Below are 12,350 nucleotides of genomic sequence, written 5' to 3' on the forward strand. Positions count from 1 at the left end.
AATTCCGGCTAGGGTCCGAGAGCAACCGGTTCCTTCAATTAATTAACATGATAATAAAATGAGTCAAAACACCCTCGATGATGCCTATGCTAATGGCGCCTATATCCCGAATGCTGCCGAATATCCGCGGCGTTGGCTTCAAGCCGCAGATGATTTTCGTACCTCATTGCGGGCAGAGGGCAGGATTTCAGAAGACGTTCCCTATGGCGAAGGGGCGCGCGAGGTGTTCGATTTGATGCGGCCGGAGGGGCGGCCCAAAGGGCTTTGTGTTTTCGTGCATGGCGGGTACTGGCTGAAATTCGACAAATCGTATTGGTCCCATCTGGCAGAGGGTCCCTTGGCCGCGGGATGGGCTGTGGCCATGCCATCGTACGATCTTTGCCCCGATGTCCGTATCAAGGAAATCACAAGACAAATAACGCTCGCGGTTACCGAAGCCGCCGCACAGATCGAAGGTCCAATATTGCTGGCAGGCCATTCGGCAGGTGGGCATCTTGTGGCGCGAATGGTCTGTGAAAATGTGCTTCCCACAAATGTTGCCAGTCGTCTCAAACATGTTGTCCCGATTTCACCGTTAAGCGACCTGAGACCTTTGTTGCAAACATCGATGAATGAGGACTTTGGCTTGACCCTTGAGGACGCAGAGCAGGAAAGCCCCCGGTTGAAAACCTGTCTCAAGGTGCCGGTGACCGTATGGGTCGGAGAAGAAGAACGCCCCGCCTTTCTGGATCAGGCTCAATGGCTTGCCGAGGCATGGGAATGCGGGCACGTTGTTGAACAGGGCAAACACCACTTTGATGTGATCGATGGATTGGCCAGCGCGAACAGTCTTCTTACACAAATGCTGATCGGCGGAGATATCGCATGACTTGGGACTATATCGTGGTGGGCGCTGGCAGCGCAGGCTGTGTCGTGGCGAGCCGTCTGAGCGCGGCTGGGCATAAAGTTCTGCTGCTCGAAGCGGGTGGAAAAGACAACTATCACTGGATCCATATTCCGATGGGGTACTTGTATTGCATCGGTAATCCCCGAACTGATTGGCTGTATAAAACGGCGGCAGATCCGGGCTTGAACGGACGGTCGCTGATTTACCCGCGTGGCAAGGTTCTTGGCGGATGTTCGTCGATCAATGGCATGTTGTATCTGCGAGGGCAGGCCGCCGACTATGACGGTTGGCGCCAGATGGGCAATGCCGGCTGGGGGTGGGATGATGTCCTGCCGTTGTTCAAACGAGCCGAAGATTATGTTGACGGGCCTTCAGAGATGCACGGCGTCGGAGGCGAATGGCATGTTGATAACCAGCGTCTGCACTGGGATGTGCTTGATGACTGGATGGCGGCTGCGCAGGCGGCCGGAATCAAGCGCACGACCGATTTCAACACGGGCGATAACGAAGGTGTTGGTTACTTCAAAGTGAACCAGAACAAGGGCTGGAGGTTGAACACGGCCAAGGCCTTCTTGCGGCCGATGAAAGACACCAAGCTTAAAATCGAAGTGCACGCACATACAAACCGGCTTCTGGTCGAGAACGGGCGTGTGGTTGGCGTCGAATACACCCAGCATGGTCAGGTTAAACAGGCCCGCGCCGCAGCAGAGGTGGTGCTTTCCGCAGGTGCCGTGAACTCTCCTAAAATACTGCAACTCTCGGGCATCGGTCCCGGTGCCGTCTTGCAGAAATATGGCATCGAAACACTGCACGAGGCCCATGGTGTCGGTAGCAACTTGCAGGATCACCTACAGCTGCGCTGTGCGTGGAAGTTGGATGGCGCAAAGACCCTGAATACGATGGCTAATTCGCTCGTGGGGAATGCACGGATCGGGCTTGAGTATCTCTGGTCCCGGTCGGGCCCCATGTCGATGGCCCCGTCCCAACTTGGTGCATTTACCAAGTCGCGCCCCGATCTGGACACGCCTGATCTCGAATACCATGTCCAACCTCTGACGCTCGAAGCTTTTGGGCAGCCATTGCACGACTTTCCGGCGATGACGGCAAGCGTTTGCAACTTGCGTCCCGAAAGCCGGGGGCATGTCCGCATTGCATCGCCTGATCCGGACGTGATGCCCGAGATTGCGCCAAATTACCTTTCGACCGAAGGCGACCGTGCCGTTGCTATTGCGGCCATTCGGCAAGCACGCAACATCATTGGGCAGGCGCCGATGGCAAAATACCGACCAGAGGAAATGAAGCCGGGACTTGCCGCCCAAGACGATGCGGACCTTGCCCAGGCGGCAGGTGACATCGGGACGACAATTTTCCATCCGGTGGGCACAGTGCGCATGGGTACGGACGCAGACGCGCCGCTTGATCCTCAGCTACGGATGCGGGGGCTGGCGGGGCTTCGGGTCGTGGATGCGTCGGTGATGCCGACGATCACAAGCGGGAATACAAACTCGCCGACCATTATGATCGGCGAGAAAGCAAGTCAGATGATATTGGAGGGTGCTTAGGCGGCATCGCCTTCGGCGGGTTCCAGTTTGTCTTGTGTGCCGGTGTCGAAATCTTCGGCGGCATGGCGGTTGCGCAATTGTTTGTCGAGGTCACCCCACGCGCGGTTCACCATCACGCCACGTTTCACAGCGGGGCGGTCGTTGATCTCTTTGGCCCAGCGTTGAACGTGTTCATAGCTTTCAACGTCAAGGAATTCCGCCGCCTCGTAAAGACGCCCCAATGCCAGTGCGCCATACCATGACCAGATTGCAATATCGGCGATCGTGTATTCATCGCCGGTGAAAAAACGGTTCTCGGCAAGGTGCCTGTTCATCACGTCAAGCTGGCGCTTGGTTTCCATGGCAAACCGGTTGATCGGGTATTCCCACTTTTCCGGCGCATAGGCATAGAAGTGTCCGAAGCCGCCACCCAAATAGGGTGCGCTGCCCATTTGCCAGAACAACCAGCTGAGCATCTCGGGGCGTTTTGCGGGATCAGTTGGCAGGAAGGCACCGAAGGTTTCGGCCAAATGCAAAAGGATCGCACCCGATTCAAATACGCGGGTCGGTGTTGCACCGCTGCGGTCCATTAGTGCCGGAATTTTCGAGTTCGGGTTCACATCCACAAAGCCGGACCCGAACTGATCCCCTTCGCTGATGTTTATCAACCACGCATCATATTCCGCGCCGCTGTGACCTGCTGCCAACAGCTCTTCCAGCATGACCGTCACTTTGACACCGTTGGGTGTAGCCAATGAGTACAGCTGATAGGGCTGCTCTCCGACGGGGAGATCTTTGTCATGGGTCGGTCCGGCAATCGGCCGGTTGATGCTGGCGAACTTGCCGCCGCTTTCGGAATCCCATGTCCAGACTTTCGGGGGGGTATAGGTTTCGTTCATGTGTTCTCGCGCCCTGTTTCGATGAATTTAGATGAATGTAAGCGTTCTTTCGCAAATGTGGAGGGGGGACGCTGCGCCGTCTTTTGATTTCGGATCAAACTCCGTTCACATCTTCAGTGGATGGAACAAAGAAAAAGGTTTCGGGGGGCTTCCCCGAAACCTGTTCTCTGATCGTCGTATTTTTGGAACCGCTTATGCGTCGTCAGGGGAGGGCAGGGGGCGCTCTGCTCCGAGTTCTTTGTCCAGTTCCAGCAGGAACCAGCGATTGCCATCTGCAGCGCGTGCTTTGTCCAGAACGGTTGCAAAGACGTCTTCTTCTTCGATTTGCTCGTCAAGGAACCAGTTCAGCATGTGCTGGGCGGAATAGTCATCATGCTCTTTTGCCAAGGCAAACAGCGCGTTGATCTGAGCGGTCACACCCTGTTCCATCTCGAGCGCTGCGGCGATCGCGGTTTCTGGCGTGTTGTAAGATCCTTTGGGTTTGGAATTACCTTCCAGAACAACACGGCCTTCGCGTTTAACGACGAAATCGTAAATTCGCATCGCATGCTCGTTCTCTTCCAGAGACTGGCTGCGGAACCAGGCGGCAAATCCGGGCAGGGCGACCGAGTCAAAATAGGCGGCCATAGACAGATATGTGTAAGAAGCCTGCAGCTCGGCATTGATCTGAGCGTTTAGAGCTTCGGCAACTTCAGGGTTCATCTTCATAGTACGTCCTCTCCGTGTCTCGACATAGGGCTGGCGGGCGTCGTGTGGCGCTGGCTGCTACTAGCTTAGTCCCAAGTGATATAGGTGCGCAAATGGCTTTGGGAAGAGGAAGTCTTTAAAATATCAATGGGTTAATGCGAGTGACTTGCAGGTGCAGTCTGTGTTGTCGTCAGATCTAAACGAGAGAGTTTTCTGCCCCCAAAAAACGACAAACCCCCGGGCACATGCCACGGGGGTCGTCTAACTTTGGCGTCCAAAGCTACGGTGAAGGGCTTAGAGCAGTCCTTCGCGCTGAGCTTTCTTGCGTGCCAGTTTCCGGGCACGGCGAATCGCTTCAGCTTTTTCGCGCGCTTTTTTCTCGGACGGTTTCTCGAAATGTTGCTTGAGCTTCATTTCGCGGAAAACGCCTTCGCGCTGCAGCTTCTTCTTCAAGGCACGAAGTGCCTGATCGACATTGTTGTCACGAACGCTAACCTGCATGTGGTTGTCACCACCTCTCTAAGTTTGTGTTGCAAGGATTTGCAGGAAGCCGCCCTATAGCAAAGCAGATTTGGTTTGTCTAGTATGTGCCCGAGACAGGAGTACCGAAATGAGTCAGATTGATGCCAAAGATGCCTTGCTGGATGCTGCTTTGATGCATGTGGCCTTTGATGGCTGGACAGAGGTCACATTCGAGGCCGCCATCGTGGATGCAGAGGTCAATGCTGTTGTGGCCAGAGCACTGTGCCCGCGCGGAGCTGTCGATCTGGCGGTTGCGTATCACAAACGCGGTGACCAGCAGATGTTGGAACGGTTTGCTTCCGAGGATCTCTCGGCGCTGAGGTATAGCGAAAAGGTTGCCGCTTTGGTGCGCTTTCGATTGCAGGCCTGTGACGACAAAGAAGCGGTGCGGCGCGGGTCGACCCTGTTTGCCTTGCCACAGTATGCCGGCACCGGCGCCGAGTTGATCTGGGGCACATGTGACGCGATCTGGAACGCTCTTGGCGATTCCTCTGATGATGTTAACTGGTACACAAAGCGGATGACGCTTTCGGCGGTCTATGGATCAACGGTTCTGTATTGGCTGGGGGATGAAAGCGAGGCGCAATCTGCCACATGGGAGTTTCTGGACCGTCGGATCGATAACGTCATGCAGTTTGAGAAAGCCAAAGCCCAGTTTCGGGCAAGCCCGTTTGGCAAGCTGATGTCCGGGCCTCTCGAGGTTCTGGGACGGGTGCGTGCGCCGCAATCGCGCGATGACCTGCCAGGTCAGACCCACCAATAAAGAAGCCTCCCGCCGCTTTGTAATCGCATCATAGATGCGGTTCAAAGCGTTGGGCGTGGCCTCGCGTTGCTCGGGGGCCACGTTACGACACGTATTGTCAGAGAATTTATGGTGTCATGCGACGCCTTCGGATTGCTCAGGGTGTCTGGGCTGATAAGGTTCGCCCACAAACGCTTTGCCCTAGGAGACCCCCATGACACAGACCATGCGCGCCATTGAGATCACTCAGCCCGGAGGGCCGGATGTCTTGCAAGTGACCGAGCGGCCTGTGCCGATGCCCGGGGCGGGCGAAGTGGTTATCCGGATTGCCTATGCAGGCGTGAACCGTCCGGACGCGCTACAGCGCGCCGGGGCCTATGCTCCGCCGCCAACAGCTAGTGATCTGCCCGGTCTTGAAGCGTCGGGGACAATTGTCGCTGTTGGCCCTGGTGTGGACGAGTGGGCGGAAGGTGACGACGTCTGTGCCCTTTTGCCGGGTGGAGGGTATGCGGAATATGTGCTGACACCCGCCGCCCATTGTCTGCCTGTGCCCAAAGGCATGGATTTGAAGCGTGCGGCCTGTTTGCCCGAAACGTTCTTTACGGTCTGGTCCAATGTGTTTCAGCGCGGCGGCTTGCAAGCGGGTGAACGTTTCCTCGTGCATGGTGGGTCGAGCGGCATTGGAACGACAGCTATCCAACTGGCCAATGTTTTTGGCGCGCGTGTGTTCACAACCGCCGGTTCAGAAGAAAAATGTGCGGCCTGCCTTGATCTTGGTGCAGAGCGTGCGATCAATTATCGCGAAGAAGACTTTGTTGATGTCTTGCGCGCAGAAGGTGGCGCGAACCTGATCCTCGACATGGTGGGCGGTCCGTATATCCCGCGCAATATCAAGACATTGTCGGATGACGGCAGGCTGGTTCAAATCGCGTTTTTGTCTGGTCCCAAGGTTGAGCTGAATTTTGCCCAAATCATGACGCGGCGCCTGACGGTCACCGGCAGCACGCTTCGCCCGCAAAGTGATCTTGCAAAGGCGCGTATTGCGGCGGATCTGCGCGAGAAAGTCTGGCCATTGTTGGATGCGAGGCGCGTGGCTCCGGTTATGGATAGCGAATTTGCGCTGGAAGAGGCCGCGGCAGCCCATACCCGTATGGAAAGTAGCGGCCATATCGGCAAGATCGTTCTTAAAGTAAGCTGAAACAAAGCGAGGGGCACTGCCCCTCTCTTTATGTATCCTTTCGAGATCGCCTGCTAGCGCCTTTGTTCATGTTCAAAACGCTGGCGGGCAACGGCCTCGTTCCGTTCGGCCTTGATGTGGTCCGACAATGACTGTTCCACATATTCCAGATGATCGATCACGGCTTTGCGTGCCGCTTCGGGATCGCGGTCTTGGAGGGCGGCATTGATCGCACGGTGTTGTTCCAGAAGATCGCCGCGGGATGTGCGCTGTTTGAACATGATGCCACGGTTGTAAAAAACGCCTTCGCGCAGCAGTTGGTACATCGACCGCATCATATGCAGCATGATCACGTTGTGGCTGGCCTCGATAATCGCCAGATGGAAATCCGCATCGAGGCGGGATTCATCTGCCGGATTGCGCTTGGCGTGGGCCGTTTCCATCTTGTCAAACACTGTTTGTATTACTTTGAGATCCGTATCCGATGCAAAGCGAGCGGCACGCTCGGCCGCCAGTCCTTCCATGTCACGGCGAAACGAGATGTAATCGAACACCGCTTCTTCATGGGAGGAAAAGAGTTTTACCAGGCTTTCGGAAAAAGCACTGCCCAGCACATCTGCAACAAAAATACCTGCACCTGCCTTGGATGTTAGAAGGCCGCGTTCCTGTAGTTCGCCAATCGCTTCACGCAGCGAAGGGCGGGACACACCCAATTGTTCAGACAGCTCTCTTTCCGAGGGCAGCCGTTCTCCGGGGCGCAAAATCCCGCGCAAAATCAAAAGCTCAATTTGGCGAATGACAGAAGTGGACAGTTTTTCGGTTTGGACTTTTTGGAAGGGCATTGTGGACCTGTGCGCAAGTGGTCACCTGAGTTGACCACATTGGGCGATTGGGAGCAAGGGGAGGGTGGCTGTTCACGAAAATTGTTACAATTGGTCAGCAATATTGACTTATATTTTGTTCTGGCTAGGTTGCTCGAAATATTATGTCTCGAGGAGGGCTCGCTATGGATCTCACAGAAATGTTTGCGGAACGAACTGCGCGTATGAAGGCGTCTGAAATTCGCGAGTTGCTCAAACTTCTGGATCAGCCCGGAATCATCTCGTTTGCAGGGGGGATTCCCGACCCGGCGCTGTTCCCGTCTGATGCGTTTGCCAAAGCTTTCGCGCAGACGATGGAAGGGGATCAGGCCGGTTCGGCTTTGCAATACTCCGTCAGCGAAGGATACCTACCGCTGCGCGAATGGCTGGTTGGGGAAATGGCCAAGGTCGGTGTGCCTTGCAGTGTCGACAACATCCTGATCACAAGCGGATCCCAACAAGCGCTGGACTATCTTGGGAAGCTGTTTCTGTCGCCCGGTGATACCGCGTTGGTGAATTGGCCGACGTATATGGGGGCTTTGGGGGCATTTAACCCTTACGAGCCGCGCTATGACCAATTGAGCATCAATGGGAACAGATCAGCCGAGGATTTCAAAGACAGCGCCAAAGCCGAGACCGGCGGGCGCGTAAAGTTTGCGTACTTGTCGTCCGACTTTTCAAATCCTACAGGCGAGACGGTCGACCGGCGCGGGCGTGAAAGCCTTCTTGATCTGGTAGATGATCTTGATTGTGCTGTGATCGAAGATGCGGCCTATCAGGCATTGCGATATGACGGTGCGGACATCCCGCCAATCCTTGCGTTCGAAATTGCCCGCAAGGGGGATATCGAGGCATGCCGCACGATTTACTGCGGTAGCTTTTCCAAAACTCTGTCACCGGGGTTGAGAGTGGGTTGGATTGTTGCGGCGAAACCCGTTATCTCGCAGTTGGTACTCATGAAGCAGGCCTCTGATCTTCACTCTCCGACCCTCAACCAGATTGCGATCAATGCTGTTGCCCGCGCCTGTTTCGAGGATCACGTCTCTGATGTGCGGAAGGCCTATCGTGGTCGACGGGATGCCATGCTCGCGGCACTCGAGCGGTATATGCCTAAAGGGGTTGAATGGACCAGGCCGGAGGGCGGAATGTTTGTCTGGCTCACCTTGCCGGTTGGAGTGGATGGCGCGGACCTCTTGGCCCTTGCGCTGGAAACGCAGAAAGTTGCTTTTGTGCCCGGACACGCCTTTTTTGCAGATGGGTCGGGACGCAATACAATCCGGCTCAGCTTTTCTTGTGCGGATGAGGCAACGATTGAGGAAGGTATGCGGCGGCTGGGACTGGCGCTTCAGGCGGCTATTGGCTGATCCTAGAATGCCCAGTTGTCGTGCAGGTCCAAAAGACAAGAGGGGCGCCAAATGCGCCCCTCTTTTGCTTTTATGAGTGGTGGTTTAATTTATTCTGCGGGCACTGCTGTGCCTTGCGCCTGTTTGCCAAAATGCTGACGGTTGAGGCGCATGACCAAAGCGATCATTGCGAACTGAAAGGCTAGAGCGATGGCGGTGATCAGCCAGAATGAGGGGGAAAATTTCTCGATCAGGCCCGCGCCGACGAGGCCTTTGTTGGTGAAAAAGTGAATCATCACGGCCAGAGCAACTCCAGGACACACCAGAGCATAGGAACCCGGAGAAGTTTTCGAGCCGAGCACGAAGTCAGTAAAATAACCCTGACGACGCAGTACCAGCATGCCCAGCAATGCGAACAGGATCTGAACCGTCAAAAGGCGGGCCAACATCATCATGGTGTCCACTTTTGCCGTATGCGCGCCGAATGTTTCGTGCAAACCGTGATCCTGACGCAGGAACATGATCCCCAGAATGGTCATAATTGGCACAACAACCATAAGAGTTGGCCCTGCTTCTTTCGCTGTTCCGTGATGCAGCATGGAATTGAAGGCCGTAAAAATGGCCACAAGTGCATAGACGATCGCAGCGGTGCCCATGAACGTGGACAAGATCAAGGACAGTCCTGCGGTCAGCGTGCTGTGGCTCATTGCTGCAGGCGCAGACAGGCCAACTGCCACCATAGACAGCGCAAAGGCGGGCAACATCTGGGCAAAGGAGTTGTTGGCTGTGACGTCGAATATACCGCCTTGGGTCAGAATGCGGCCCAAAAAGTCTGCGATCATTTTAAAGGCCAGGAACCCGATCAAGGCAAAGGCGACGAGTGCCATTGGGAACAGATATTCCACAATGCCCCAAAGCCCGGGAACGTAGACAAGGCCGACAATGAAAAGACCGTTAACCGTCATCGCCATGGCCAGCGGCATGGCCAGCAAGGTCGACTCTGCATTGGAGTTGCGCAGCGCGACATAGGCGTCGGTCTGTTTGAATGCCTTGTAGGCTGTCAGGTTCCAAATCAGATACTTCAGGTTCAGGAACACCATGGCAGCGATGCCGATAACCGCGATGACAATCGCAATCTGCATCGGTGTGTTTCCTGTCGCAAAAGCGGCCGAAATGTCTTCGAATGTCGGGACGGGTTTCCGGGGGTGTGGGACCCAGAACATCAAATACATGAAAAACGTGACCGAGAGCCCCCCCGCACCAAGCGAGGCGAGGAAGTAGAGCGGTGAATAGGTGTCTGCCGGACGTTTGGTTTGCGTAGACATGGGCGAATCTCCAAAGAATTCCGAATTTGGAATATATATTACATTCTAAATTTGGAATACATATGCGACATTCGCGCACAGCGCCGGATGAGCGGAAAGGAATTGTTAAGACTAAGGCGCAAAAAGAGAGGGCATGTGGCCCATTTCAAAAATATGCCTCGTTGTGCTTTTGTCGGCCTGCAATTCGCCAAGCATGCACTTTGAGGGCATATCACCCCGCAAAATCATGGTTTTGGGAACCGAGTTCGAGCTGCGGCGAAACGCTGATCTTGTTCAGGTCATCCGGACAAGCCGTGAATATGCGCCGCGTCTAAGCCAGCAATTGGGGCGGCGTGCCGAGATCGCGGTTGAACAAACCTATGTCTGTCCGGTGGATCGGATTAGGGGCGATGCCTCGATGATGCTGGCTTATTTGAAGTGCGGCGAGCCAGATGACCTTGCCCGTATCGGCAATGGAGCCTGAGAACAGAGCTGAAAATACCTTGAAAATCTGACCCCTCGGCCAAGCATGGCTTTGGGTCAGCTCAGGTCTTTGGTCATAAAGAGCGATGACGTATTGGCTTCGTATTCACCAAAAGGGCCGCAATCGACGAAACCATGCGCACTGTAAAGGCTATGGGCCTGGGTAAGCTTGTCGCCCGTTTCCAACTTTATCGTCGACAGGTTCTGCGCACGAGCATCAGCTTCGATTTTGTGCATCAGGTGATGCGCGATGCCTTTTCCTCGGGCGCGAGGATCGACAAACATGGATTTAATTTCGCCATAGTCACCTTTGTTAGCAAGAGCGACACAGCCCAATGCATTGGACTCCTCTCGCGCAACGAAAAAGTGGATAGACGGCACGCACAATTCTTCGATGTCGAGAAAATGGTTTTCCTCGGCTGAGAAAAGAGACTGCATCAACGCATGACTCTGGCGAAGAAGTGCTGTTGCCTGTGGGTCGCGTGGATCTGCGGCAAGAACCTTAATGTTGGACATGACAGTCGTGCTCCTGTTGATGCGCATGTGTGACAGGCGCGGCTGGTTGAGTCTAGATGAGGTTCAAAAAGAAATACCCTCCCAACGCGGGAGGGTATCAAAACGTGCAATTGACGTTGTTTAGGCGGTTTCGCCACGCTCAAAGAAATAGGCGGCAAAATACCCCAGAAGAGTCCAGCCAACAGCTGCGACGCCCATGCTGACGGTAACAAACTCGGCAGACAGCTCTGGTGGTGCGATCCCGAAGTACGTGTCGAGATGTGGTGCGCCAATGATGTGAGGCAGCAGCAAGATAGCAATGCCGACCAACAGCATGGCAACGCCACGGCCAAAGGCGATAACCAAAAGACCGATGACCGATGCAATGATCGTCAGGAACCACCACATCTGGCGCGGCGCCAACTCGGCGGCCGGTGTGCCGGGCAATTCAGGTGGCAGACCCATCGCAGGAGCGAGTTGGATCGCGATGAACCCGCAAAGGCCCCAGATCAGGCCATTCTTGGCGGTGATCTGCGTACCGGTACGCTCGCGCGCGACGCCCATCGCAACAAGTAACAGCAACCCATATCCAGTATAGGTAACGGCATTAAAGCCGATCGTCATCAGGTGCCGGGCCCAGTCGTTCCCAAGAGCAGGAGATCCCTTTTCGGACTGCGTCATTCCATCAACAAGAAAGTGAACGCGCTCGCCACCTTCATATAATTCGCCTTCCAGCAAAAGCGGGATCACGAAAACGAACTGAAGCAGGGCTGCAATCAGCCCTGCTATCAGGCCAGCGAACACAGCGCTGGACACCAAATTTTTGGTCATTTTTCGAAAAGCGCTAGCTTAGTGGCAGGGGAATGCCATTGCGTGACGCTGATCGTGTGCTGCATCATGCAGTACAGTCGCTTGTGCCATACCCGAAACGGTGAGCAGACCCAGGCCAACAAGCGTGACGAGGATGAATGCACCGGCGTTTGAGCGGACGGCTGCGATATTGGCGGTCTTAGTTGCCATTGTTATAGTCTCCTGTTCCCGTCACACCCGACGGGCTGGGGTTGTAATCCGTTGCATGGCCGGTCTCCTGGCTCGCGGGTCGACGCGTCGCATTCCCTTCCCGGAGTAAACTCCAGTGGTTGTGAACGCGCGCTCGCCACTTACAGTCGCGGGGGCGGCTGTGGCTTCGGACCAAGGTCCTTTCCACATTCCCGTTTGATCCATCAAGCAAGCTTGCGTGGAACCACACCCTTTCTCTTTGGACGTGATCTGGGCTTCGGGTCAAGACAGTTTCCGACATATTACCCCCTTGCAGCGTCCACGTGTCACAATTACCCCGCGTGTTGTGTCCTTATTTCGCGCAAGCTGGGTCATATCGTCGAGAACGTTTTGCTGACAGGCCGCTTCTGAC

General features: G+C 55.2%; 14 protein-coding genes and 1 riboswitch. Of the genes, 6 read left to right on the top strand and 8 right to left on the bottom strand.

Features of this window, described 5'->3' with window-relative positions; translation table 11 throughout:
- The first annotated feature begins 58 nt into the window (after positions 1 to 58).
- Positions 59 to 868: a hormone-sensitive lipase gene (locus tag PH7735_RS00830; protein ID WP_058309450.1), complete on the top strand. Its 810-nt coding sequence runs from the start codon at positions 59 to 61 to the stop codon at positions 866 to 868.
- Positions 865 to 2,448, top strand: coding sequence for a GMC family oxidoreductase (locus PH7735_RS00835; protein WP_058309451.1), 1,584 nt, complete (start codon positions 865 to 867; stop codon positions 2,446 to 2,448). The genes PH7735_RS00830 and PH7735_RS00835 overlap by 4 nt, the downstream gene beginning before the upstream one ends.
- Here the strand turns inward: PH7735_RS00835 and yghU are convergent.
- From yghU to rpsU, 3 genes are all read right to left on the bottom strand, one after another.
- Positions 2,445 to 3,326 (bottom strand): glutathione-dependent disulfide-bond oxidoreductase, encoded by an 882-nt coding sequence (gene yghU / locus PH7735_RS00840; protein WP_058309452.1) that lies wholly within the window; start codon positions 3,324 to 3,326, stop codon positions 2,445 to 2,447. The genes PH7735_RS00835 and yghU overlap by 4 nt on opposite strands.
- Positions 3,327 to 3,518: 192 nt before the next feature.
- The gene (locus tag PH7735_RS00845; protein WP_058309453.1) at positions 3,519 to 4,034 is read right to left on the bottom strand and encodes a ferritin; all 516 of its coding nucleotides are present in this window, start codon (positions 4,032 to 4,034) and stop codon (positions 3,519 to 3,521) included.
- Positions 4,035 to 4,307: 273 nt separating this feature from the next.
- On the bottom strand, positions 4,308 to 4,514 hold the full coding sequence (rpsU, locus tag PH7735_RS00850; protein WP_005614280.1) for a 30S ribosomal protein S21: 207 nt from the start codon (positions 4,512 to 4,514) through the stop codon (positions 4,308 to 4,310).
- 109 nt (positions 4,515 to 4,623) lie between these two features.
- Between rpsU and PH7735_RS00855 the strand changes: the two genes are divergently transcribed.
- Positions 4,624 to 5,298, top strand: a complete 675-nt coding sequence (locus PH7735_RS00855; protein ID WP_058309454.1) for a COQ9 family protein — start codon at positions 4,624 to 4,626, stop codon at positions 5,296 to 5,298.
- Between the two features lie 193 nt (positions 5,299 to 5,491).
- On the top strand, positions 5,492 to 6,475 hold the full coding sequence (locus PH7735_RS00860; RefSeq protein WP_058309455.1) for an NAD(P)H-quinone oxidoreductase: 984 nt from the start codon (positions 5,492 to 5,494) through the stop codon (positions 6,473 to 6,475).
- A gap of 53 nt (positions 6,476 to 6,528) precedes the next feature.
- Here the strand turns inward: PH7735_RS00860 and PH7735_RS00865 are convergent, their stop codons facing one another.
- Positions 6,529 to 7,296 carry a FadR/GntR family transcriptional regulator gene (locus PH7735_RS00865; protein ID WP_058309456.1) on the bottom strand — a complete coding sequence of 256 codons (768 nt, stop codon included), beginning with the start codon at positions 7,294 to 7,296 and terminating at the stop codon, positions 6,529 to 6,531.
- A 164-nt stretch (positions 7,297 to 7,460) separates the two neighbouring features.
- Between PH7735_RS00865 and PH7735_RS00870 the strand changes: the two genes are divergently transcribed.
- Positions 7,461 to 8,678: an aminotransferase-like domain-containing protein gene (locus PH7735_RS00870; protein WP_058309457.1), complete on the top strand. Its 1,218-nt coding sequence runs from the start codon at positions 7,461 to 7,463 to the stop codon at positions 8,676 to 8,678.
- An 89-nt stretch (positions 8,679 to 8,767) separates the two neighbouring features.
- Here the strand turns inward: PH7735_RS00870 and PH7735_RS00875 are convergent, their stop codons facing one another.
- A complete protein-coding gene (locus tag PH7735_RS00875) occupies positions 8,768 to 9,982 on the bottom strand; it encodes a TsoY family (seleno)protein (protein ID WP_058309458.1) in 1,215 nt (404 codons plus the stop codon).
- Positions 9,983 to 10,115: 133 nt separating this feature from the next.
- Between PH7735_RS00875 and PH7735_RS00880 the strand changes: the two genes are divergently transcribed.
- Entirely contained in the window at positions 10,116 to 10,445 is a 330-nt protein-coding gene (locus PH7735_RS00880; RefSeq protein ID WP_058309459.1) for a hypothetical protein, read from the top strand.
- Between the two features lie 56 nt (positions 10,446 to 10,501).
- Here the strand turns inward: PH7735_RS00880 and PH7735_RS00885 are convergent, their stop codons facing one another.
- The 3 genes from PH7735_RS00885 to PH7735_RS00895 all read right to left on the bottom strand — a co-directional run bounded on the left by PH7735_RS00885 (position 10,502) and on the right by PH7735_RS00895 (position 11,959).
- Entirely contained in the window at positions 10,502 to 10,960 is a 459-nt protein-coding gene (locus tag PH7735_RS00885) for a GNAT family N-acetyltransferase (RefSeq protein WP_058309460.1), read from the bottom strand.
- 120 nt (positions 10,961 to 11,080) lie between these two features.
- A complete protein-coding gene (locus tag PH7735_RS00890) occupies positions 11,081 to 11,770 on the bottom strand; it encodes a CbtA family protein (protein WP_058309461.1) in 690 nt (229 codons plus the stop codon).
- An 18-nt stretch (positions 11,771 to 11,788) separates the two neighbouring features.
- Complete coding sequence (locus PH7735_RS00895; RefSeq protein WP_058309462.1) at positions 11,789 to 11,959, bottom strand: CbtB domain-containing protein; 171 nt, start codon at positions 11,957 to 11,959, stop codon at positions 11,789 to 11,791.
- A 40-nt stretch (positions 11,960 to 11,999) separates the two neighbouring features.
- Positions 12,000 to 12,202: riboswitch (cobalamin riboswitch) on the bottom strand.
- Positions 12,203 to 12,350: the final 148 nt, after the last annotated feature.

Origin of the sequence: Shimia thalassica (assembly GCF_001458215.1) — a bacterium.
Taxonomy (GTDB): domain Bacteria; phylum Pseudomonadota; class Alphaproteobacteria; order Rhodobacterales; family Rhodobacteraceae; genus Shimia; species Shimia thalassica.

What these genes read in the sequence shown, in the direction of transcription:
- PH7735_RS00830 (WP_058309450.1), top strand. Translation starts at nt 59, where the DNA reads ATGAGTCAAAACACCCTCGATGATGCCTATGCTAATGGCGCCTATATC.
- PH7735_RS00835 (WP_058309451.1), top strand. Translation starts at nt 865, where the DNA reads ATGACTTGGGACTATATCGTGGTGGGCGCTGGCAGCGCAGGCTGTGTC.
- yghU (WP_058309452.1), bottom strand. Translation starts at nt 3,326, where the DNA reads ATGAACGAAACCTATACCCCCCCGAAAGTCTGGACATGGGATTCCGAA.
- PH7735_RS00845 (WP_058309453.1), bottom strand. Translation starts at nt 4,034, where the DNA reads ATGAAGATGAACCCTGAAGTTGCCGAAGCTCTAAACGCTCAGATCAAT.
- rpsU (WP_005614280.1), bottom strand. Translation starts at nt 4,514, where the DNA reads ATGCAGGTTAGCGTTCGTGACAACAATGTCGATCAGGCACTTCGTGCC.
- PH7735_RS00855 (WP_058309454.1), top strand. Translation starts at nt 4,624, where the DNA reads ATGAGTCAGATTGATGCCAAAGATGCCTTGCTGGATGCTGCTTTGATG.
- PH7735_RS00860 (WP_058309455.1), top strand. Translation starts at nt 5,492, where the DNA reads ATGACACAGACCATGCGCGCCATTGAGATCACTCAGCCCGGAGGGCCG.
- PH7735_RS00865 (WP_058309456.1), bottom strand. Translation starts at nt 7,296, where the DNA reads ATGCCCTTCCAAAAAGTCCAAACCGAAAAACTGTCCACTTCTGTCATT.
- PH7735_RS00870 (WP_058309457.1), top strand. Translation starts at nt 7,461, where the DNA reads ATGGATCTCACAGAAATGTTTGCGGAACGAACTGCGCGTATGAAGGCG.
- PH7735_RS00875 (WP_058309458.1), bottom strand. Translation starts at nt 9,982, where the DNA reads ATGTCTACGCAAACCAAACGTCCGGCAGACACCTATTCACCGCTCTAC.
- PH7735_RS00880 (WP_058309459.1), top strand. Translation starts at nt 10,116, where the DNA reads ATGTGGCCCATTTCAAAAATATGCCTCGTTGTGCTTTTGTCGGCCTGC.
- PH7735_RS00885 (WP_058309460.1), bottom strand. Translation starts at nt 10,960, where the DNA reads ATGTCCAACATTAAGGTTCTTGCCGCAGATCCACGCGACCCACAGGCA.
- PH7735_RS00890 (WP_058309461.1), bottom strand. Translation starts at nt 11,770, where the DNA reads ATGACCAAAAATTTGGTGTCCAGCGCTGTGTTCGCTGGCCTGATAGCA.
- PH7735_RS00895 (WP_058309462.1), bottom strand. Translation starts at nt 11,959, where the DNA reads ATGGCAACTAAGACCGCCAATATCGCAGCCGTCCGCTCAAACGCCGGT.